General features: G+C 71.1%; 18 protein-coding genes. 14 read left to right on the top strand and 4 right to left on the bottom strand.

Annotated elements, in window-relative coordinates; genetic code table 11:
• Positions 1-22: 22 nt before the first annotated feature.
• Positions 23-1705, bottom strand: coding sequence for a ricin-type beta-trefoil lectin domain protein (locus ACQEVM_RS12055; protein ID WP_433077765.1), 1683 nt, complete (start codon positions 1703-1705; stop codon positions 23-25).
• A gap of 239 nt (positions 1706-1944) precedes the next feature.
• Here ACQEVM_RS12055 and ACQEVM_RS12060 point away from each other — a divergent pair, with 239 nt between their 5' ends.
• Together ACQEVM_RS12060 and ACQEVM_RS12065 are read left to right on the top strand one after the other, a co-directional pair.
• Positions 1945-2604 (top strand): TetR/AcrR family transcriptional regulator, encoded by a 660-nt coding sequence (locus ACQEVM_RS12060; RefSeq protein ID WP_433077767.1) that lies wholly within the window; start codon positions 1945-1947, stop codon positions 2602-2604.
• 46 nt (positions 2605-2650) lie between these two features.
• Positions 2651-3604: a serine/threonine dehydratase gene (locus ACQEVM_RS12065; RefSeq protein ID WP_433077769.1), complete on the top strand. Its 954-nt coding sequence runs from the start codon at positions 2651-2653 to the stop codon at positions 3602-3604.
• Between the two features lie 30 nt (positions 3605-3634).
• On the opposite strand, the gene ACQEVM_RS12070 is transcribed toward ACQEVM_RS12065, so the two are convergent.
• A complete protein-coding gene (locus tag ACQEVM_RS12070) occupies positions 3635-4084 on the bottom strand; it encodes a universal stress protein (RefSeq protein ID WP_433077771.1) in 450 nt (149 codons plus the stop codon).
• 188 nt (positions 4085-4272) lie between these two features.
• Here ACQEVM_RS12070 and ACQEVM_RS12075 point away from each other — a divergent pair, with 188 nt between their 5' ends.
• The 9 genes from ACQEVM_RS12075 to ACQEVM_RS12115 all read left to right on the top strand — a co-directional run bounded on the left by ACQEVM_RS12075 (position 4273) and on the right by ACQEVM_RS12115 (position 15744).
• Entirely contained in the window at positions 4273-4632 is a 360-nt protein-coding gene (locus tag ACQEVM_RS12075) for a hypothetical protein (protein ID WP_433077773.1), read from the top strand.
• 314 nt (positions 4633-4946) lie between these two features.
• A complete protein-coding gene (locus ACQEVM_RS12080) occupies positions 4947-6281 on the top strand; it encodes an ABC transporter substrate-binding protein (protein ID WP_433077775.1) in 1335 nt (444 codons plus the stop codon).
• Between the two features lie 80 nt (positions 6282-6361).
• Positions 6362-7183 carry a carbohydrate ABC transporter permease gene (locus ACQEVM_RS12085; protein ID WP_433079973.1) on the top strand — a complete coding sequence of 274 codons (822 nt, stop codon included), beginning with the start codon at positions 6362-6364 and terminating at the stop codon, positions 7181-7183.
• Complete coding sequence (locus tag ACQEVM_RS12090; protein WP_433077777.1) at positions 7180-8061, top strand: carbohydrate ABC transporter permease; 882 nt, start codon at positions 7180-7182, stop codon at positions 8059-8061. Before ACQEVM_RS12085 ends, ACQEVM_RS12090 begins: the two co-directional genes overlap by 4 nt.
• 48 nt (positions 8062-8109) lie before the next feature.
• Entirely contained in the window at positions 8110-11133 is a 3024-nt protein-coding gene (locus ACQEVM_RS12095) for an alpha-mannosidase (RefSeq protein WP_433077779.1), read from the top strand.
• Positions 11134-11343: 210 nt separating this feature from the next.
• A complete protein-coding gene (locus tag ACQEVM_RS12100; RefSeq protein ID WP_433077781.1) occupies positions 11344-13377 on the top strand; it encodes an FAD-dependent oxidoreductase in 2034 nt (677 codons plus the stop codon).
• Between the two features lie 79 nt (positions 13378-13456).
• A complete protein-coding gene (locus tag ACQEVM_RS12105; protein WP_433077783.1) occupies positions 13457-13870 on the top strand; it encodes a PaaI family thioesterase in 414 nt (137 codons plus the stop codon).
• Positions 13867-15216, top strand: coding sequence for an MFS transporter (locus ACQEVM_RS12110; RefSeq protein WP_433077785.1), 1350 nt, complete (start codon positions 13867-13869; stop codon positions 15214-15216). The genes ACQEVM_RS12105 and ACQEVM_RS12110 overlap by 4 nt, the downstream gene beginning before the upstream one ends.
• Before the next feature lie 75 nt (positions 15217-15291).
• Positions 15292-15744 (top strand): SRPBCC family protein, encoded by a 453-nt coding sequence (locus ACQEVM_RS12115; protein ID WP_053682407.1) that lies wholly within the window; start codon positions 15292-15294, stop codon positions 15742-15744.
• Between the two features lie 64 nt (positions 15745-15808).
• Here the strand turns inward: ACQEVM_RS12115 and ACQEVM_RS12120 are convergent, their stop codons facing one another.
• Complete coding sequence (locus ACQEVM_RS12120; protein ID WP_433077788.1) at positions 15809-17371, bottom strand: alpha/beta hydrolase; 1563 nt, start codon at positions 17369-17371, stop codon at positions 15809-15811.
• 422 nt (positions 17372-17793) lie between these two features.
• Here ACQEVM_RS12120 and ACQEVM_RS12125 point away from each other — a divergent pair, with 422 nt between their 5' ends.
• From ACQEVM_RS12125 to ACQEVM_RS12135, 3 genes are all read left to right on the top strand, one after another.
• On the top strand, positions 17794-18462 hold the full coding sequence (locus ACQEVM_RS12125; protein WP_433077790.1) for a DUF4142 domain-containing protein: 669 nt from the start codon (positions 17794-17796) through the stop codon (positions 18460-18462).
• Positions 18463-18471: 9 nt separating this feature from the next.
• Entirely contained in the window at positions 18472-19866 is a 1395-nt protein-coding gene (locus ACQEVM_RS12130; RefSeq protein WP_433077792.1) for a DUF1996 domain-containing protein, read from the top strand.
• Between the two features lie 141 nt (positions 19867-20007).
• Positions 20008-20832, top strand: a complete 825-nt coding sequence (locus ACQEVM_RS12135) for an RNA polymerase sigma factor (RefSeq protein ID WP_433077794.1) — start codon at positions 20008-20010, stop codon at positions 20830-20832.
• 140 nt (positions 20833-20972) lie between these two features.
• Here ACQEVM_RS12135 and ACQEVM_RS12140 read toward each other — a convergent pair whose 3' ends face one another.
• Positions 20973-22154 carry a PucR family transcriptional regulator gene (locus ACQEVM_RS12140; protein WP_433077796.1) on the bottom strand — a complete coding sequence of 394 codons (1182 nt, stop codon included), beginning with the start codon at positions 22152-22154 and terminating at the stop codon, positions 20973-20975.
• Between the last annotated feature and the right edge of the window lie 329 nt (positions 22155-22483).

Raw genomic sequence — 22483 nt, forward strand, 5'->3', positions numbered from 1 at the left:
CAGAGCCGTCGGGCCGGATCCGTCAGACCGGCAGGGCCCAGTTCTGGTCGATCCGGTGGTCGCCGCAAGGGGTCAGGCGCAGCCGCTCGGCCGGCGCGTCCGGGGTCGCCGCGGCCGCGGGTGCGGTCAGGCACAGCCCGCTGCTCTTCTCGATCAGGGCGCCGGGACGGTCGTGCGCCCAGCTCTGCCGGGATCGCCCGGGTGCGCAGTCGGCCAGTTCCACCAGGTCGCCGGCCCCGGCCGTGAGGCACTGGTCGGCCGAACGCAGTCGGGAGTCGGGGCCCACGGTCCACCGCTGGTCGGAAGCGCCCGTGCAGGCCGCCATGACCACCGCGCCGACACCGCTGGTGTTGGCCCCGTCGGCGCACTTGGCCGCGTTGCCGGCGATCTGCCCGGTCGGTACGGCCTTGCCGCAGCCGCGCGGGGTGAGCCGCCACACCGCGGTGTCGTGGGCGGCGACCCTGCCGGTCAGCGAGACGGTCGCCTCACGACGTGCCCCGCTCCACAGGTCCTTGACGTCGACGGCGCACGACGGGGCAAGACCGATGTCCTCCAGCGGCACCTCGACGTCCATGGCGGCGCCGGTCCGGTTGAGGACGGCCACCGCGCGGTCGCCGTTCGCGAGCGGCCGTACCAGGACGTCGGAGGTGCCGTTCGAGGAGACCACCGCGCCCTGCCGGCCCAACGGGTCCTGGTCGAGTGCGATCAGGTCGGTGTTGCCGAGCGCGGCGATCCCGGCCGGGGTGAGCGCGGAAACCTCGGACGAGAGGATGAAGGGGGCGGCCATCATGGCCCACAGCCCGACCTGACTCCGGCTCTCCGCCTCGGTGAGTCCGGGGGCGCCGGCGATGAGGAAGTCCGGGTCGTTCCAGTTGCCGGGGCCCGCGTACCGGCCGAGCCAACGGTTGTAGCCGTAGTTGCCGAGGACCGAACTCCACCGCGAGGTCGTGGGCGCGGCCGGGGCGTACACCTTGACGTCACGGCCCTCGCGCCACAACTGGCCGGTCTCGCCCACCCAGTCGATCACCTTGTGCCAGTCGGCGCCGCCCCATTCGCCCTGCTGGAAGTAGGCGGGCGCGGACGCGGACAGGACCATGTCGCGACCGCTGTCGCGCAGGGCCCGGGCCACGCCGCGGTACGCGTCGCGGTAGGCCTGTTCCTTCGTCTTGCCGGGCGGCACGTACAGGTTGCAGCCGTCCATCTTGACGAAGTCCGCCTTCCAGGACGCGAAGAGCCGGGCGTCGCGCGCGTAGTGGTCGGCGCCCCCGCCCGCCGGAGCGCCGCTGCCCGGGTAGCGTCCGCAGGTCAGCGCGCCGGCGTCCTGGTAGATGCCGAACTTGAGCCCCTTGGCGTGCAGGTACGCGCCGAGCCAGGCCATCCCGTGCGGGAACCTCTCCGGGTCGGCCACCAGGTCGCCGTCGGCGTCACGGCTCTTCGTCATCCAGCAGTCGTCGACGGTCACCGTGTCGTAGCCCTTGGCGGCGAGACCGGTGGAGACGAGCGCGTCGGCGTTCGCGACCACCTTGGCCTCGTCGATGTCGCACATGTAGTGCGCCCAGTTGTTCCAACCCATGGGAGGGGTGAGGGCGAGCGGGGTGTCCGACGTGGCGGTGGGCTCGGCCGCCGCCGTCGCGGGGGACAGCAGCAGGGCGAGCAGGGCGGCCGCGGTCAGACAGGGGAGCGACGCACGCGGGCGAGGCGGCACGGGGTCTCCTTGACGTGGGGGACGTACCGAGGGTCTGTCGAGCGCCCAGTGCAGCGGTGCGACTACCCACTGTCAACACAAGTCGCTGATTGTGCCCTGATGACCAGCAATATGGGTGCAGTCGACATCACACGAAGGGTCGACGTCACGGGCGCCCGCTTGACCGGCCCCGCGGTCGCCCGTCTCGACGGAACGGGTGAGATACGGCGTACGTGACACTGTCTGTTACGGTGTATCCCATGCCGAGAAGATCAGCCGCCCTGGACCGCGCCACCCCCGAGGCCATCGCCGTCGAGGCCCTGCGGATCCTCGACGAGGAAGGGCCGGCCGCGCTCAGCTTCCGCGCCCTCGCCGACCGGCTCGACGTCTCGCACGCCACCGTCCAGCGCCGCTGCGCCGATCTGGCCGGATTGTTGGACCTGTGCACGGAGCACCTCGCCGGCCAACTGCCCGAGATCGCCGCCGGCACCGACTGGGCCGAGGCCACCGAGCAGCGGTTCTCCGCGTTCTACCGACTGCTCACCGCACACCCCGGCCTGCTCGTACTGCGCGGTGGCCGGCCCTGGTTGGGCCGCCGACTGCTCGCCCGACTCGTGGAACCCGCGCTGGCCGACAGCGTCGCCGCCGGGATGGCCGCGGCCGAGGCGATGACCGTCTACCGCCGGATGTACCTGCTCACCCTCGGCAGCGCCGCCTTCGTGGACCACCGTGACCCCGCCGGCGCCACCGCCGCGTCCCGGGCCGCCCTGGCCGCGCTGGACCCGGCCGAGTTCCCCGTGCTCTGCGGAGGCCTGGCCGACGTACTGCCCCCACTGACCGACCACGAGGTGTACCACGGCGCCCTGCGCCAGCTGATCGAGGCCGCCCGGCCCGCCCCCGACCGACGCGGCAGCGCCTGAACCCGCCGCCGTTCGAACCCGCCACCGTCCCAAGAGGAGACCGTTCATGGAGCAGCAGCTCGACTACGCGGCCGTGCGCGCCGCCGCCGGCCGGATGGCCGACGTGATCCGTCCCGTCGCCGTGGTGCCCGCCGACCGGGGCGTCTGGTACGCCCTGGAACACCTCCAGCACACCGGCTCCTTCAAGGCGCGCGGGGCCCGGAACTTCCTCGTCGCCCACCGCGAGGCGGGCACCCTCCCCGTCGCCGGGGTGACCATCGCCTCCGGCGGCAACGCGGGTCTCGCCTGCGCCTGGGCGGCGCGCGCGCAGGGGGTGGCCGCGACCGTGTTCCTGCCCGTGAACGCGCCCCGTGTGAAGGTCGAGCGGCTGCGCGGGTACGGGGCCGACGTGCGGCTCGTCGGCGACCGGTACGCCGAAGCGCAGTCCGCCTGCCGGGAGTTCGCCGAAGAGAGCGGCGCCCTGAGCAGCCACGCGTACGACCACCCGCTGATCGCCGCGGGCGCCGGCACCCTGCTCGACGAGATCCGGGCGGGGCTTCCCGGCCTGGACACGGTGGTCGTCGCGGTCGGCGGCGGCGGACTGTTCGCCGGCGTGGCCACCGCCGCGCGCGAGCACGGCGTCCGGGTCGTGGCGGCCGAACCCGAGAACTGCCGGGCGCTGAACGCCGCCCTGGAGGCCGGTCGGCCGGTGGACGTCCCGGTGGATTCCGTCGCCGCCGACTCGCTCGGCGCCACCCGCGTCTGCGCCGACGCCCTGGCCGCGGCGCGGCAGGGGCACGTGGATTCGGTGCTCGTCCCCGACGCGGCCATCGTCGCCGCCCGCCGGGGACTCTGGGAGGAGCACCGGATCGTGGTCGAGGCGGCGGCGGCCACCGCCCTCGCCGCCCTCCGCGGGGCCCCGGAGCCACTGGGGGAGCGGGTCGCGGTGATCCTGTGCGGAGCCAACACGGACCCCTCGGACCTGACGGCTCCGGTGCCCGCCCGACAAGCGGAGCGGTAGGAGGCGGGACTCCCCGCGTCAGTCCTCGCGTCAGTCCTCGTTCTCGTCCCGGACCACGACCACGGTGCTCCGTGCGTACTGGACCACCTGCTGGCTCACCGAGCCCAACAGGGCACCCTTGAAGCCGCCGTACCCCCGCGTGCCGACCACCGTCAGCTCGGCCTCCCGCGACGCCTCGACCAACACCTTCGCCGGCGCGCCCTGTTCGACGCGGCGGAAGACCGGGACGCCGGGTGAGGTGCCGACGGCCTCGGCGACGGTGTCGGCGAGCTTGAGACGGGCCGACTCCTCGATGCCGGCGAGGTCCTCCTGCGATGTCGGGCCCACCGCGAAGGGGTTGGTGTTCCAGTCCCAACTCATCACGGCGTGTACCCGGCCGCCGATGGCCTTGGCCTGGGCGACGGCCCAGCGCAGCGCTTCCTTGGAGTGGCTCGAACCGTCCACGCCGACGACGATCAGGGGCTCGGCGGTCTCACTCACGGTGGGTTCCTCTCGGTTCGTCCGTATTCGCATTCCCTCCCTGTATACACGGGGAGGGGGTGTCGACCTCGAACGACGATGGTTGCCGCAGCCGAAGACTTTGGAGGACAGCCTCCCGCCCCACCGCCCTGCGAGAGTCCGATCGTCACCACGATCAACGCGGTGCGTCGAGGCATGGAGGAACGGGCGTGGCACAGCGCAAGGGTTGTCTGATCGGCTGCGGGGTGGTGCTCGTGCTGGGCATCGGCGCCCTCGTGGCACTGTTCCTCGGCGTCGGCAAGGTCATGGACGTGGCCGAGAAGACCTTCGTGGAACCCGAGGTCTACCGCTCGGTGAAGGTCGGGGACGCCGAGGACGCGGTCCGCGCCAAGCTGCCCTCGGGCGAGACCTTCGTGAAGGGGGCCCTCAAGGAGGGTGGTCCGGCCGAACCGGCGGGCAGCGTCTGCTCCTGGTACGTCTCCGCGGCGGACTCCGACGGCAACGACGTGTTCCGCTTCTGCTTCAAGGACGGAAAGCTCGCGGAGAAGGTCGAGTACCGCATGAAGTAGGCGCCGCCCCGCCCGCCACCCAGCGGATGTTCCCACCGCCGGGGCCCGGCACCATCCCGGCCATCGACGCCCGGGGCCGCACCCGCGCGCGATCCCTCGCGGCGCCCGAGGTAAAGCGCATCAGTCCAGGTGGCGGTGGTGTTGACCGGGACGCCCGGGTCTGCGTGCGGGTCCGCCGGCGCGATGCGGGATGCGGGGATACCCGGCCGGCGGGACCTCGGGCACGTTGACGGGCCCGCCCCTTCGAGCCAGCGTGGGCGCCGCGCTCCGGCAGCGAGGCCGGAACCGCCGGAACCCTTCCGAAGGCGGCGACGATGACCCGTTCCCCCGCGCTCCGCACGGCCCTCGCCACACTCGTGGCCGGAGCACTCCTGTCCACCGCGGCATGCGGCATGAACGCCGCCCCGGACGACGTGAAGGAGGCGAGGAGGACCGGCCGGGTGGCGGGCGCGATCACCTTCCGCACCCTCCAGCTGAAACCCGCGTACACCTCGTACGTCCAGGGCGTGATCGACGCCTTCGAGGCGAAGTACCCCGAGGTGAAGGTGAGATGGGAGGACGTTCCGGGCGACGGCTACAACGAGAAGCTCGTCGCCGACGCCGGCGCCGGGGCTCTCCCGGACGTGGTCAACCTCTCCACCGACTCCTTCCAGCTCCTCGGCGACCGGGGCATGCTCGCCGATGTGGCCGCCCTCGACGCAGAGGTCGCCGAGGACTACGTCCCGGGCTCCTGGGAGCAGTTCAAACTCCCCGGCAAGGGCAACGGCGTGTTCGCCTATCCCTGGTACGTGACCCCCGAGATCCTCACCTACAACGAGGAACTCTTCGAGCGGGCCGGCCTGGACCCGGCCCGACCGCCCACCACCGTCGAGCAGTTCTTCGACTGTGCCGAGCGGATAGCCGCACGCTCCGGCGGTCGCTACGCCGCCTTCATGGCCGACCCCAAGGGGCGACTGCCCGGTGACTGGCAGAAGATGGGCGTCCCGATCCTCGACGCGAGCGGGAGCGCGTTCACCTTCGACACCGACAAGGCGGTCGAGTGGGTGGTACGCATGAGGGACCTGTACGCCAAGGGCGCGATGCCGAAGGAGTCCCTCCTCAAGGCGGACGACGTCAACCAGTTGTACGGCGGCGGGAAGCTGGTCTTCGGGCCGGGCTCCCCGGGCTTCGTCAAGGACATCAAGCGCAACGCCCCGCAGGTCTACGCCCACACCCGGGTCGCGGGCGCCGTCACCGGAACGCTCGGCCACATCGGCATCTACGCACAGTCGCTCGGCATCAGGAAGGACACCGAACACCCGGACGCAGCAGCCGAGTTGGCGAAGTGGGTGACCAACGGACCCAACCAGGTCGAGTTCGCCAAGAAGGCCACCATCTACCCCTCCAACGCCCGGGGACTGACCGACCCCTACTTCGCGGACCGGGGAGACGGCAAGGACGCCGAGACCGTGGCCCGCGCGATCGGCGCCGAGCAGCTGAGGAGCGCGGACCTCGACGCCAACACCCCCGTGCAGTGGACCAACCAGGTCGGTGACGCGGTGGTCCGCGAGATGCAGCGGGCCATCCAGGGCGAGCTGGACCCCAAGGCGGCGGTGAGGAAGGCACAGGAGGAGGCGAACAAGCTGCTCGCCGACGCGGCGAACCGGTGAGGGGCCGCGCCGCGGCCGAGACGGGACTTCCGCACCGCACCTGGTGGACGCCCTACCTCTTCCTGGCCCCCGGACTTCTGATGGTGACCCTGTTCAGCCTCTGGCCGTTCGTCAACACCGTCCTGCTCTCCTTCACCGACGCCCGGATCCTGCGCGGCGGAGAGTTCGTCGGCCTCGACAACTACCGGCGCGCCTTGGCCGACCCCGACTTCTGGGTCGCGACCGGCAACAGCGTGGTGTACCTGCTCGTCGTCGTGCCGTGCCTGGTCCTCCTGCCGCTGGCCCTCGCCGTCCTCGTCCAGACCAGGGTTCCCGGCATCGGCTTCTTCCGGACCGCCTTCTACACCCCGGTGATCGCCTCCGCCGTGGTCGTCGGCCTGATCTGGCAGTGGTTGCTGCGCAGCGACGGGCTCGTCAACACGGTCTTCCGGAAGCTGAGCATCGTCTCCGAACCGATCCCGTTCCTCACCGACAGCACCATGCTGCTGGTCTCCGCGATGATCGTGACGGTGTGGAAGGGCCTCGGCTACTACATGGTCTTCTACCTGGCCTCCCTCGGGAACGTGCCCGCCGCCCTGCACGAGGCGGCGGCCCTGGACGGTGCGGGCGCGGTCCGGCGCTTCTTCAGCATCACCGTCCCGCAGGTGAAACCGATGATGCTGCTGGTCGGCACCCTCTCCGCCATCTCCGCGCTGCGCGTGTTCACCGAGATCTACATCCTCGGCGGCGAGAGCGGGGGACCCGGCGGCGGCGCCCGCACCCTGCCGTTCCTCATCCGGCAGGTCGGCCTCGGCTTCTCCGGCGAGACCGGCTACGCCTCGGCCATCTCCATCCTGCTGTTCCTGCTGACGCTGGTGTTCAGCCTGCTGGGCCGCCGCTTCTCCAAGGGGGACGAGAGTTGAGCACGCGGATCTCCCTCGCCGCGGAGCCGTCCCGCAGCGCCGGGGGCGGGGGCGGGCGGCGGCGTCGACTGCTGTGCCTCGCCGGCCGGTACGCGACGCTGATCGTCGTGCTCGTGGTCATGCTCGGGCCGATCGTCTGGCAGTTCCTCACCTCGATCCGCGGTCGCACCGAGAACGTGTACGACGGGGTGCTGCCCGCACAACCCACCCTGGACCACTACGTCCGGGTCGCCGAATCGTTTCCCCTGCTCCAGTACGTCGGCAACACCCTCGTCGTGGCGGTCCTCGCGATCACCTCGAACACGGCTTTCGCCGCGATGGGCGGCTACGCGCTCTCCCGCGCCGGCTGGAAGGGCCGCCGAACCGTCTTCACGGTGCTCGTGGCGACCCTGATGTTCCCCTTCGAATCCGTGATGATCTCGATGTTCCTGACGATCCGCGACATGGGCCTGGTCGACACCCTCGTCGGCGTGTGGCTGCCCGGCGCCGTCTCCGTCCTGAACATCATGGTCATGCGTGCGGCCTTCCTCGCCGTGCCCCGGGAGGTGGAGGAAGCCGCGGTACTGGACGGAGCAGACGAATGGGCCCGCTTCACCCGGGTGTTCCTGCCCACCGCCAAGGGCGCCCTGGCCGTCGTGTGCATCACCAGCTTCATGGGCGCCTGGGACGACTTCCTGTGGCCCCTGCTCGTCCTCACCGACAGCGACCACTACACCCTGCAACTCGGCCTGAAGACCCTGGCCGGCGCCACCACCGTCAACGACCAGCGGCTCATCGCCGCCGGCGCGATGACGGCGCTCCTGCCCATGCTGCTCCTCTTCCTCGCCCTCCAGCGCTTCTTCTTCAAGGGCGTGGGCGACGGAGCCGTCAAGACCTGAGCGCCGCACCCACCCACCACACGACCTCTCCCTCCTGGAGCAGCCGTCATGCACGACGACCGCAGCGTCACCGAACTCCGCCTCCGCCGGGTCCTCGCTGAACGGATCAAACCCGCCGTACGCTCCCGCCCGGTCCCGCTCACCGTCGAGCGCTGGGACGCCCCGGGCGAGCCCGTCCCCGTGGCCGAAGGCCTCGCCGCGCCGTACGCGCCCTGCGCCGTCGGTGAACCGTGGGGTCCGGCCTGGGGCACCACCTGGTTCAAGGTCACCGGCGTGGTCCCGGCCGGCCACGCCGGCCGCGTCGTCGAGGCCGTCCTCGACCTCGGTTTCGACCGGATGATGCCCGGCTTCCAGTGCGAGGGCCTGGTCCACCGCGCCGACGGCACCGAGATCAAGGCACTCAACCCCCACAACGACTGGGTTCGCGTCACCGATCTCGCCGAGGCCGGCGAGCGCATCGAGTGGTACGTGGAGGCCGCCGCCAACCCCGTGCTCGTCGATCACCGCGCCACCCACGAGGGCGACCGACTGACCAGCGGAGACCAACCCCTCTACCGGCTCGCCCGGATGGACCTGGTGGTCTTCGAGACCGAGGTGTGGGAACTCGTCCAGGACCTCGAAGTCCTCCACGACCTGATGGCGCAGCTCGGCGCGCAGGATGCCAGACGGTACGAGATCCTGCGCGCCGTCGACGCGTCGCTGGACGCGGTGGACCTCGGCGACATCCCCGGAACCGCCGGTGAGGCCCGCGCGCGGCTCGCCGCCGTCCTCGCCGCACCCGCCCACGCCTCCGCGCACCGGATCAGCGCGGTCGGCCACGCCCACATCGACTCGGCCTGGCTGTGGCCGCTGCGCGAGACGGTCCGGAAGGTGTCCCGCACCACGTCCAACATGGTCAACCTGATGGACGAGCACCCCGAGTTCGTCTTCGCCATGTCCCAGGCCCAACAGTTCGACTGGATCAAGACCCACCGTCCCGAACTCTTCGAGCGGATCAAGAAGAAGATCGCGGACGGGCAGTTCGTGCCGGTGGGCGGCATGTGGGTCGAGTCCGACACCAACATGGTCGGCGGCGAGGCCATGGCCCGCCAGTTCCTCTACGGCAAGAAGTTCTTCCTCGAAGAGTTCGGCATCGAGACCCACAACGTCTGGCTGCCCGACTCCTTCGGCTACACCGCAGCCATGCCCCAGATCGTCAAACTGTCCGGCGCCCGCTGGTTCCTCACCCAGAAGATCTCCTGGTCCCAGGTCAACGCGTTCCCGCACCACACCTTCTGGTGGGAGGGCATCGACGGCAGTCGCGTCTTCACCCACTTCCCGCCCGTCGACACCTACAACTGCGATCTCGGCGGGGCGCAGCTCGCCCACGCGGCACGCAACTACCGCGAGAAGGGCCGTGGTTCACGCTCCCTCGCCCCCTTCGGCTGGGGCGACGGCGGCGGCGGACCCACCCGCGAACACCTGGCCCGCGCCCGCCGACAGCGGAACCTGGAGGGATCACCGCGCGTCGAGATCGAACGGCCCGACACCTTCTTCGAGAAGGCCCACGCCGAGTACGAGGACGCCCCCGTCTGGGCCGGCGAGCTGTACCTGGAGCTCCACCGCGGCACCTACACCTCCCAGGCCAAGACCAAACAGGGCAACCGACACAGTGAATCCCTCCTGCGTGAAGCCGAGTTGTGGGCGGCGACCGCAGCGGTGCGGGTGCCGGGGCACAGCTACCCGTACGAGGACCTGGAGCGGATCTGGAAGACCGTGCTGCTGCACCAGTTCCACGACATCCTGCCCGGATCCTCCATCGCCTGGGTGCACCGCGAGGCGCGCGAGACGTACGCGAGGGTCCGGGAGGAGCTCACGGCGATCACCCGCGCCGCGCAGCTCGCGCTGGCGGGCGAGGGTACGGAGCGCCTGGTCTTCAACTGCGCCCCGCACGCCCGACGCGGCGTCCCAGCGGGGGGCGCGGCTCCGCCCGCGCCCGTCGGTCGGTCGGTGACGGTGGGGGAGCGGCCGGGCGGTGGGCACGTCCTCGTCAACGGGCGGCTGCGCGTGGAGATCGACGGCCGGGGCCTGATCGTGTCGGCGTACGACCTGGAGACGGACCGGGAGTCGCTCGCGCCGGGAGGCGCGGCCAACCTGCTCCAGATCCACCCCGACTTCCCCAACATGTGGGACGCCTGGGACATCGAGGCCTTCTACCGCCACCGGGTCACCGACCTCGTGGAGTGGGACGCCCTGGAGGTCACGGAGAGCGATCCGCAGGCTGCGACGGTGCGGGTCACCCGCTCCTTTGGCTCCTCCCGGGCGACGCAGTCGATCACCCTGCGATCGGAGTCCAGGACGGTGGACCTGGTCACCGAGGTGGACTGGCACGAGACGGAGAAGTTCCTCAAGGCCGCATTCCCGCTCGACGTGAAGGCCGAACGCTCGGCATCGGAGACCCAGTTCGGGCACGTCCACCGGCCCACCCACACCAACACCTCTTGGGAGGCGGCCAAGTTCGAGATCTGTGCCCACCGGTGGATCCACGTGGAGGAACCCGGCTGGGGGGTCGCGCTGCTCAACGAGTCCACCTACGGGCACGACGTGACCCGTGACGTGCGGCCCGACGGCGGCCAGACCACCACGGTCCGGCTGTCCCTGTTGAGGGCGCCGCGCTACCCCGACCCGGAGACGGACCAAGGCGCCCACACCCTGCGCCACTCCCTCGCGCCCGGCGCGAGCCTCGGGGACGCCGTACGGGAGGGACACGCGCTGAACCTGCCGGAACGGGTCGTCACCGGCGCAGGCCCGGTCGCCCCCCTCGTCGCGGTCGACGACGACGCGGTGGTCGTCGAGGCGGTCAAGCTCGCGGAGGACCGCGGCGGGGACGTGATCGTCCGTCTCTACGAGTCCCGGGGCGGCCGGGCGGGCGCCCGGCTGACGGCGGGCTTCCCGATCTCGGCTGCCATCGAGAGCGACCTGTTGGAACGGCCGCTGGAGGGCACGGCCGTCGACGCCCCGGCGGCGGACGGCACGGTGCGACTGACCCTGCGCCCGTTCCAGATCGTCACGATCCGCCTGCGCCGGGCCTGAGCCCCGGCCCCGGCCCGGTGCGATCCCCGGGCCGGGGCCGGTCCCGGCCTGGTGAGCTGCGCCACACCCCGGCTCACACGGGCCGTGCGGTACGTGATTCCCGAGCCGAATTGCCAGGAACTGCCCCGGTATCGGTTATGCACCTAGTTGCAAAAGACTCCGCGCCTCGCTAGAACAGGTTCATCACCCCGCGCGAGGAGGCACACCCCGATGAACCCGCAGAGTTCCCAGAGCCGGTACCCGCACCTGCTGAGCCCCCTGAACCTCGGCTTCACCACCCTGCCGAACCGCGTGATCATGGGCTCGATGCACACCGGCCTCGAAGAGCACGCCGGCGGCTTCGAGCGCCTCGCCGCCTTCTACGCCGAGCGCGCCCGCGGCGGCGCCGGCCTGATCGTCACGGGCGGCATCGCCCCCAACGACGCCGGTCGCCCCTTCGAGGGCGGCTCCCGCCTCACCACCGAGGACGAGGCCGCCGAGCACCGGGTGATCACCGAGGCGGTGCACGCCGAGGGCGGGAAGATCGCGATGCAGATCCTCCACTTCGGCCGCTACGCCTACCACAAGGACCTGGTCGCCCCCAGCCCGCTTCAGGCCCCCATCAGCCCCTTCGTCCCGAACGAGCTGACGGACATCGAGGTCGAGCGGACCATCGAGGACTTCGTCCGCGCCGCCCGGCTCGCCAAGCTCGCGGGCTACGACGGCGTCGAGATCATGGGATCCGAGGGATACCTGGTCAACGAGTTCATCGCCGCCGCCACCAACCGGCGCACCGACCGCTGGGGCGGTGCGTACGAGAACCGGGTGCGCTTCCCGCTGGAGATCGTCCGCCGCACCCGCGCGGCCGTCGGCGAGGACTTCATCCTCATCTACCGGCTCTCCATGCTCGACCTGATCCCCGGCGGCTCCACCCTCGATGAGGTCGTCCACCTCGCCAAGGAGATCGAGGCGGCCGGCGCGACCATCATCAACACCGGCATCGGCTGGCACGAGGCCCGCATCCCCACCATCGCGACCTCCGTCCCGCGCGGCGCCTACACCTGGGTGACCAAGCGGCTGATGGGCGCGGTCTCCGTGCCGCTCGTCACCAGCAACCGGATCAACACCCCGGAGATCGCCGAGGAGTTGCTGGCCGACGGGCGCGCCGACCTGGTGTCGCTGGCCCGCCCCTTCCTGGCGGACGCGGAGTTCGTGAACAAGGCCCGCGCCGGCGCCCCCGAGACCATCAACACCTGCATCGGCTGCAACCAGGCCTGTCTCGACCACACCTTCAGCGGCAAGATAACCAGCTGCCTGGTCAACCCGCGCGCCTGTCACGAGACCGAACTCGTGCTCTCGCCCACCCAGTTGAAGAAGAGCGTCGCCATCGTCGGCGCCGGCCCCGCCGGCCTGGCCTGCGCCGTCTCGGCCGCCGAGCGCGGCCACGCCGTCACCCTCTACGAGGCCTCCGGGCACATCGGCGGTCAACTCGACGTCGCCCGCCGCATCCCGGGCAAGGAGGAGTTCGAGGAGACCATCCGCTACTTCGGCACGCAGCTCGCCGCCCGCGAGATCGACGTACGCCTCAACACCCGCGCCGACGTGGACACCCTCCAGGGCTACGACGAGGTCGTCGTCGCCACCGGCGTGACCCCCCGGACCCCCGCCATCGAGGGCGTGGACCACCCCAACGTCGTGAACTACCTCGACGTCCTGCGCGACGGAGCCCCCGTCGGCGAGCGGGTGGCCGTGGTCGGCGCCGGCGGCATCGGCTTCGACGTCGCCGAGTTCCTCACCGACAGCGGCGAGGGAGCCTCCCAGGACCCCGAGGTGTACTTCCGTCACTGGGGCGTCGACACCGCCTACACCGGCCCGGGCGGTCTCACCGCCGCCGAGCGCCCCGCGTCCCCGCGCCGCGTGCACCTGCTCCAGCGCAAGGCCACCAAGGTCGGCGCCAACCTCGGCACCACCACCGGCTGGATCCACCGCGCGGAACTCAAGCACCGGGGCGTCGTCTCGGTGGCCGGCGCGACGTACGACCGGATCGACGACGAGGGCCTGCACATCACCGTCGAGGGCGAACAGCGCCTGGTACCCGCCGACACGGTCGTCCTGTGCACCGGACAGGAGCCGCGCCGCGACCTGTACGAGGCGCTGCGCGCGGCCGGCGTCGACGCGCACCTGATCGGCGGCGCCGACGTGGCCGCCGAACTGGACGCCAAGCGGGCCATCCGCCAGGGCACGGAGTTGGCCGCGAGCCTGTGACGACGCCCCCCTGACGACGCGGATCCCGCACGGATCAACGGTGTTGTGGCGGCCCGGCCGGGCCGCCACAATGCCTCGGGTGACGCTGACACCCGCAGACGCCGACAAGATCCTCGCCGACAACTTCGCCCCGTGGGTACTCGCCCTCGGCCTCACCGTCATGGAAACCGGTGAACGGCACGCCGTCCTGCGGCTGCCGTGGTCCGACGACCTGGCCCGGGACGGCGGCGGGCTCAGCGGGCAGGCCCTGATGGCCGCCGCCGACACGGCCACCGTCATCGCGATCTCCGCCGCGCGCGGCGCGTACGGACCCATGACCACCGTCCAGCAGTCGACCAGCTTCCAACGCCCCGTGGTCGGGACCGACGTGCTGATCGACGTACGGATCACCAAACTCGGCAAGCGGATGGCCTTCGCGGACATCACCATGACGCCCGACGGCTCCGCGGAGCCGGCAGCCAAGGCCTCCACCGTGTACGCGCTGCTCGGGTGAGCGGGGGAGCGCCCGGGCCCACCCGGCCCTCGAACGTCTCCCGCCTTTCCCGCAACAAGGACTTCAACGTCTTCTGGCTCGGCCAGGCGTTGTCCGTGATCGGCGGGTCGATCTCGTTCTTCGCATTGCCCCTGCTGGTGCTCGACGCCACCGACTCCCTCGCCCAGATGGGCCTGATGACCGCCGTCGCGGCGGCGACCGGCATCGTCACGGGACTGTTCGCGGGCCACGTGGTCGACCGGGTCGACCGGCGCCGGTTGATGATCGTCTGCGATCTGGCGCGCGCGGCCCTGCTGGGCGCCTTGCCGTTCCTGTGGCTCGCCGGCCCCCGGATCTGGCTGCTGTACCTGATGACCGCCTTGGTCGGCGTGCTGAAGACGCTGTTCGACGTGGCGTACGTGACGGCCGTCCCCAACCTGGTCCCCGCCGAGGACCTCACCGCAGCCAACGGGCGGCTGATGAGCACCTTCGCCGTGGGCACCCTGGTCGGGCCGGTGGCCGCCGGAGCCATCGCCGTGTGGATCGGCCCGGACTGGGCCCTGGGGGTCGACGGCGCCACCTTCCTGGTGTCCGCCGTGACCCTCCGGTGGGTACGGCTCACCCCGCGCCCCACCCCGGACGGGACGGAGGCGGAGCACCTGCCCGTCAGCGGGGCCCGCAAGGCGCGCGAGATGTTCCTCGTCGGCTTCCGCTTCCTGTGGTCCCACGCGCTGCTGCGCCCGCTGACGGTGCTCCTCACCCTGCTGACCTTCGTCACCGTCGGCGCCACCGACCTGCTGATCTTCCGGGTCAGGAACGACCTTGACCAGAGCGCCGCCACCCTCGGCTACGTCGTCGCGGTCAGTGGTCTCGGCACGCTCGTCGGCGCCCTCTGCGCCGGGAGGCTGCGCCGCCTCCTCGGGTTCGGCGCGTGCTGGCTGGGCTCCGTCGCCCTGGTCGGCCTCTCCGTCGCGGGCATCGGCGTGAGCCGCGACGTGCCGACCATCGCCGCACTGGCCGCCGTGTTCATGTTCGGGCTCACCGTAGCCGGGGTCTGCTCCATGACCCTGCGCCAGGAGGTGACGCCTGACCCGTTGCTGGGCCGGGTCACCTCCGTGTTCTGGACCGTCCACAACGCCTCGGGCCCGGTGGGGGCGGCCGTCCTCACCCTTCTGGCCCAGACGCACGGAGTCCCGGTGATCAGCCTGGCCGCCGGCGCCTTCTGCCTCCTGCTGGTCGGGGCCGGACTGTTCACCCCGCTGCGCGCCGGAGGGACCGGCCTCCCGAAGGAGCCCGTCACCGGATCACCCGGCCGCGGCCCGGCCCGGATCCCCTCGCGACGCGCACGGCCGGGCCGACGCCGTTGAGTCCCCGGCCGCCGACGCGCGCGGGCGTCGGCGGCCTGCGATCATGTCCCGGGGATCATCCACCGAGGAGTGCGCATGTCCGGAGAGTTCGAGGCGAGCGTCGAGATCGACCGCCCCGTCGAGGTGGTCTTCGCCTACCTGGCGGACGGCCGAAACGACCCCCAGTTCAGTCCGCGCGTCCAGGAGATCACCCGCAGTCCCGAGGGTCCGACGGCCGTCGGCACGGTCTTCCGCAGCACCGTCAAGGACGCGGGGATGAAGACGGGACGGGAGTTCCGGATCGACGGCTTCGACCCGCCCCGCTCGATCCGCTGGACCGAGCTGAGCCGGAACCTGGTCACCGCAAACGGCGGCTACGACTTCGAACCCCTGCCCGGAGGTCGTACCCGGGTACGGATCTTCAACACCCTCGAAGGACACGGCGTCGGCAAGCTGCTCGTCGGGCTCGCCCTGGGGGCGGCCCGCAAGGACGCCCCCGACTTCGGTCGCCGGATCAAGGCGGCCGTGGAGGCGTCCTCCCCCCGGTGACGGAGGGGCGCCCCGTGACGGACGGGCCGGTACGCCGGCCCGCCCCTCACGGTCGGGCCGCGCGTCAGAACCGCTGCGGTCCGATCGGGAACGGCAGCGGGCCGCGCCGCGGCGACGCCTCGCGGCGGTCGCCGTCACCGGGCGCGGTCCGGCACGTCACGTCCCCGGCGGGCAGCCGGCCCGTGGCCAGGTAGGCGTTGACCGGCGCGTTCGCGCAGGAGGCCGGGTCGACGAGGTACACGCCGTGCCCCTCGCCGCCCGCCGCCAGCACCATCCGGGAGCCCTTCAGCGCGCGGTGCAGGCCCTGGCCGCTGACGAGGGGAGTCTGGGAGTCCCACTCGTTCTGCACGGTCAGCACGTTCGCGCGGGTCCGCATCGGGGTGGGCGCCTCCAACGGTCGCTGCCAGAACGCGCAGGGCTTGATGTTGGACGCCATGTCCCCGTACAGCGGGTACGCGACCTTGTCCCTGGCCGCGTCCCGACGGTAACGCTCGGGGTCGCGCGGCCAGTTGTCCGTGTCCGCGCACACCACGGACCAGAAGACGGCGCTGCCGTTGTCCGACGCGGGCTCCTCGGCGCCGGCCCGCACGGACCGCCAACGGTTCGCGGCGCCGGCAGCCGCCGGCCGACCCTCGGCCGCGTCCTTGAGGTCCCTGACGAGCGGAGCGGCCTGCGCCGGGTAGAAGAACAGCCCGCGCGCGGCGCGGATGTCGTCCCCCGTGATCTTCTGGCCTTCGAGGACGATCGGGTCCGCGTCGGCCCGCGCCACCAGTGCCCAGAACGTGTCGGACACCGCCTTCGGGGTGTTCCCGAGCCGGAACTCGCCCGCGCGCTCGGCGGTCCACTCCGTCCACCGCTTGAACGCGGGTTCGGCCTCTGATGCCCAGACCTGGATCATGCCCCGCCAGATCCGCTGCGGGTCGACACCACTGTCCAGGACGAAGCGGTCCGTACGCTGCGGGAACATCTGTGTGTACACGGCGCCCAGATACGTGCCGTACGAGTAGCCCACGTACGAGATCTTGCGCTCGCCCAGGGCGGCGCGGATCGCGTCCATGTCACGGGCGGTGTTGCGGGTACTGATGTGGGGGAGGACCGCACCGGCCTTCTGCCGGCACTTGTCCGCGACGGTGCGCGCCCACGCCACGTCCGAGGGGAAGGTCCCCGGCCGGTACGGCCGGTCGATGCTCTGCTCGGCGTCGTTCAGACCGCAGGTGATGGGACTGCTGGAGCCGACACCGCGCGGATCGAAGCCGATGAGGTCGTACTTCTCACGAACCTCGTCGGGCATCGACTCCTTCATCATCAACGGCAGGTCGAGGCCGCTGCCGCCCGGTCCACCGGGGTTCAACAGCATGACCCCGTGTCGCTTGGCCGGGTTCTCGCTCTTGACGCGGGATATGGCGAGGTCGATCGTGCGCCCGCGGGGGTGCTGGTAGTCGAGCGGAACCTTGATGGTCGCGCATTGGTACGAGGCCGGCTGGTCCGGGCTGCACCGGTGCCAGGAGGGCCCGCGTGCCGAGTCGAGGTCCGCGGGAGCGGCGGACGCCCCGGTCGCGGACAACAGCGGGACGCCGGAGGCGAGGAGACCGACGGCGAGCAGGGGTGCGAATCGCTTCATGTGCACGAAGTGCCGTTCCTTTCGGTGAGGGACGGTTCCCGCTCACCATGTGGCACACCGCGCCGCGGGCGAATCATCCCGAAGGGCGGCTTCCATGCTCCTCGCGAATGACTGCAATTCCGGACAACTGGCCGAAACGCAGGCGACATTGGCCCGGGTGGTGGCGAGGGTCGCAGTCACCAGTGCCCCGGGCGCCCGAACCGTACCAGCCTTTCGAGGCGTTGCCCGGATGTTTGTCCATTCGTGATGGCCCTTCCAAAAGAGCACCACAACTGGCGCTAGCGTCCCTAGCCACCCGGGAGTTCGGACGGTTGTGGTCCTGGGCGGCGCGTCAGCCGCCGCCCACGGCCCCTCCGGCCTTGAGTCCCTCCCGGTCCACGCAGCAAGGAGGCACAGTGCCGTCAATCCGCCGGTCTTCCGTCGGCAGCATGTCGGTCGCGTCGAAACACGTGATGGGAACGGGCATGGTCATCGGAGCCCTCGCCTTCACGTTGATCGCGCTGCTGATTCCCGTGCAGAGCTTCGGTGGCAGAGCCTCCGCGGCCGCCTCGGCCCCGGCGGGCGACGACGACGGCGCCGGGGTGCTGAGTACCGCCTTCGGTCCACTGACCCCCCAGGACCGAGACTTCATCCGCAAGGTGCGCCTCGCCGGACTCTGGGAGCTGCCCGCCGGGCGCCAGGCCCAGGAACGCGGTGCGCGCCCCACGGTGCGGACCGCCGGCGAGCACCTCGTCGAGGGCCATACCGAGCTCGACCGGCGCGTCATAGAGGTGGGAGGCGCCCTCGGCGTCCAACTGCCGGACCGGCCGAGCGATCAGCAGCAGGGCTGGCTCAACCAGATGACCGCGGCTCAGGGCGACGAGTACGAACGCGTGTTCACCCAACTGCTGCGGCGTGCCCACGGCAAGGTGTTCGCGCTGGTCGCCCAGATCCGGGCCCAGACCCGCAACTCCATGGTCCGCGAGTTGGCCAATGACGCCAACACCACGGTCCTGGACCACATCTCGGTCCTCGAGGCCACCGGGCTGGTCGACTTCGACGGCCTGGTGGACGCCACTCCCGCCCCCTCCACTGTTTCCCGACCCCCGACGAAGTGAAGTGATCGCATGAGTCAAAAGGGCCACAAACGCCGCTTGCGGCCGACGCACAAGGCCCTCGCCATCGTGTCCGCCCTGGTCCTGGGCGGCGGCGGGGTCGTGATCGTCGCGCAGGGGGCATCCGCCGGGCAGGACTCCGCGCGGACGGCGCCGGTGACGGCCACCATCGACTGTCCCGACGTGGGCGACAAACTTCGCGCGGTGCCCGACCAGGCCAAGCCCGAAGTCGACGCCAAACTGGCGCAGTTGGACACGCAGATCGCCGACTCCTACAAGCGCCTCGCCACCGGCAAGGCCAAGGGCGGCGACCTCCTCGGCGAGTTGAAGCAGAAGCGCGACAAGACCATCGCCGACATGTCGCAGGCAATCGGCCAGTCCGGCGGCAACGCAGGGCAGTTGAAGGCCCTCGGCGGCTGCGAGATGAAGGAGGCCGCGGCCGCCGACATCCCGGACGCCCCCGGAGCCCAGGTCGACGCCCAGGCGGCAGCCCCCCAGAACCAGGCCGCCAAGGGCAAGAACGGCGGCGGGCCGGCACGTAGCGACTTCGTCGCCATCAACACGGTGAGGCCGAACGTGGCCAACCCCGGCGCGAGGGCCGGCGCCTCCCGGGGCCAGTTGTCCGTGCAGTGCGGACGCAACCAGGAGAAGCACTTCAACCCCGACAACGTCATCGTCGCCCCCGGTGTGAGCAACGGCGCGCACCACATGCACGACTACGTCGGCAACAAGACCACGGACGCCTTCTCCACCAACAACAGCCTGGCCGCCTCCGGCACCACGTGCACCAACGGCGACCAGTCCACCTACTACTGGCCGGTCCTGCGCCTTCGCGACGGACGCGCCGAGAAGGACGCCAACGCCCCCGGCGGCGGCCAGGACGCCAACATCGGCACCATCCTCCAGCCGAAGCAGGTGACCATCGACTTCAAGGGCAGCCCCGTCGCCAAGGTCACCGCCATGCCGCGCTTCCTGCGCATCATCACCGGTGACGCCAAGGCCTTCACCAACGGCAACGCCAACGCGAACGCGTCGTGGAGCTGCACGGGCTTCGAGAACCGCCAGCTGAAGGACAAGTACCCGATCTGCCCCAAGGGCAGTGACGTGGTGCGCACCTTCAAGTTCCAGAGCTGCTGGGACGGCAAGAACACCGACAGCGCCAACCACCGCACCCACGTGGCCTTCGCCGCCGCCAACGGCGCCTGCCCGGCCGGGATGAAGGCCATCCCGCAGCTGGTCCAGCGCATCGTGTACGGAGTTGCCCCCGGCGCGAAGTTCGCCGTCGACAGCTTCCCCGAGCAGTTGCACAAGCCGGTCACCGACCACGGCGACTTCATCAACGTCATGAACAAAAGCCTGATGAACAAGGCCGTGCAGTGCATCAACGGCGGGCGCGCCTGCCGCTGAGACTCTCGGGGCGTCGCCCTCCTCCCACCTCTCCCGCGTCGCCCCGAGAGCGGTGCCGGTCCGAAGCCGACTTCGGACCGGCACCGCCCTTTTTGCCGTCCCGAACGGGGCCCGCGGGCCCCGGAGCACGTGAGGAGCGACATGTCCGTCCCCTCAGACACATCCGGCCGGTCCCGTGCGCCCGGCCGGATCGGCACGTCAGGCCGCGTCGGCGAGTCCGATCGGGAACTCATCCGGCGGATCAGACGGTCCTGTGCCCGCGGGGCCCTGGACACCGAGGCCTTCGAGCTCCTCTATCGACGCCACCGCCCCGCGGCCCTCGTCTGCGCCCGAGCCTGCAGCCGGGCCCCGCAGGACGCCGAGGACCTCGTCTCCGAGGCCTTCCTGCGCACCCTCCAGGCCGTTCGCTCCGGCTCCGGCCCCAGGGACCACTGGCGCCCGTACCTTCTCACCGTCGTCCGGCACACGGCGGTCGAGTGGCGGGCCGGGGACGAACGCGTGATCCTCACGCCGGACGTCGAGTCCTGGTGCCGCCCCGGCCCCTCGGGTGACGACCCGCAACGCCGACTGGTGGACGGCGAGAACCGCCGGCTCGCCGCACGTTCCTTCCGCAACCTGCCCGAACGCTGGAAAGCCGTCCTGTGGCACACCCTCGTCGAGGACGACTGCCCGCACCAGGTTCCCGTACTGCTGGGCATCACCCAGAGCGCCGTCACCTCGCTGGCCTTTCGCGCTCGCGAGGGGCTGCGCGAGGCGTACCTGGGCGCCCACGTGGACCCGGCCGACGACGCGCGCTGCCGCCACTTCGTCAGCCTGCTCGGCGCCGCGGTCAGGCGGCGCGGGGTTTCCCGCCGCCTCGCCCGCCACCTCTCGGCCTGCCGCTCCTGCTCGCGGGCCTATCGGGAGCTGACCGACCTCAACACCGCGCTGCGCGCCGGAGCCCCGGGGATGGCCGCACGCCTGTGACCCGGTGGTGAACGGGAAAGGCGCCATCACGAAAGAAACCGACGGGAAAGGAACAGAGGCGAAAGCCAATGGAGCCGGCCCTCCCCCCGCATCTGCGGGGGGAGGGCCGGCTCCATTCGTCGGGGGTGTTGTTCGTGGTGTCAGAGGCCGTTGACTCGGGCCATGCGGCCGGCGCCCAGTGGGGGGCGGAAGTCGGCGGTGACGACGCGGGCTCTGCGGGTCACTCGGGAGTGTTGGCGCCTGACCTGGGCCATGAGGCGCCGGCTGCGCAGGGCCATTTCGAGTTCGAAGCGGGTGCGGGGGTCGCGGAGGCCGGGGCCGAAGAGCTTCTCGAGTTGGCGCATGCGGTAGCGGACGGTCTGGGGGTGCACGCTGAGGGCTTTCGCGGCTTCGGGGGCGCCGCCTCCTTCCAGCCAGGCGAGGAGTGTGACTTCGAGTCGTTCGCTCTGGCGGGGTGTGAGGTCGGCGAGGGGGCGCAGCCAGCGGGCGGCGAGTGCGTGGGCCAGGGGTTCGTCCTGGAGGAGCATGAGGGTGGAGAGGTGGTCGTCGACGAAGACGGCGCGTGCTTCGGGGCCGGAGCGGGTGGGGGTGAGGTTGAGCAGGCGTACGGCCCAGCGGAGGGAGGAGGCGGTGTCGCGGGGTGGGACGGGGTGTCCGACGGCGGCGAATCGGCCGCGCAGGGAGCCCTCGAGTGTGGTGCGGGCGTCCGGGTCGGGGGCGGGGACCAGGAGGCAGGGTTGGCCGTTGACCAGTCCGGCCAGTGCGTCGTCGAGGACGGCCGCGAGTTGCTGGGTTTCGCCGGGGGAGACCAGGGCGATGGCCCGGACGGAGGAGGGCAGCGGCCAGCGGGCGGCGACGGCCAGTTCGGCCAGGGCTATTTCGGACATGGGCATGTCAGACGTGAGAACGGCGAAGAGCTCTCGCCGAGCACGTTCGGGCCCCGTGCTGAATCCCTGGGAGGGGACCGCCTTGAGGGTGGGCAACGAGCCGCCGCCGTGCACGTCCTGAGGGAAGAGCGCGTCCGCGTCCTGCTGCCGAGGGTTTCGGGCCGGCTCTGCCTGCCGGGCCGGCTGAATCTGATCTGCTGCATCATCCTGCGGTGTTACCGACGGTTCGGGGTAACCGAGGACCGTGAGCAGGGCCGACTCCACGTGCTCTCTGACGACCTCGTCGTCGATGTCCTCGATGAGAGTGGAGAAACCGGGGATGTCGCTCCGCAGTTCCTCCACGATCCCCGCGGCCAGCGCGGGTAGTTCCTTTCGCAGGACCCGGGTCCATTCGCCGCGCGGGCGGGACCAGATGCGGTTCAGAAGTTCGCACATTGTTACCTCGTTCATGCCGGGGTATGGCCTGCCCCGTGGGAGGGTGACAAGCCTGTAGGGGCTGTCCTCCTCCCCGTCGACGTCAGTGCCGACGGGGGAGTTGAGCGCCTCGTACTCCCTCCAGGAGCATGCCAACCACTTGCAGTCCCGCGACCTTGCCTAGATTTTGCCAACGGGGAGGTGTGGCGGCGGACAAGGCGTGAACCTCGTTGCCACCGCACCACTGGAAGGGAATCTTCCGGGGATGTTCGAGTCGATGACTGCGCGGGGGCCAGAAATTATCACGTTTCGATAAATCCCGTGGAGGTGCTGCGAAGGTCCACGATGCT

This window comes from Streptomyces sp. CA-243310, assembly GCF_050936775.1.
Classification (GTDB): domain Bacteria; phylum Actinomycetota; class Actinomycetes; order Streptomycetales; family Streptomycetaceae; genus Streptomyces.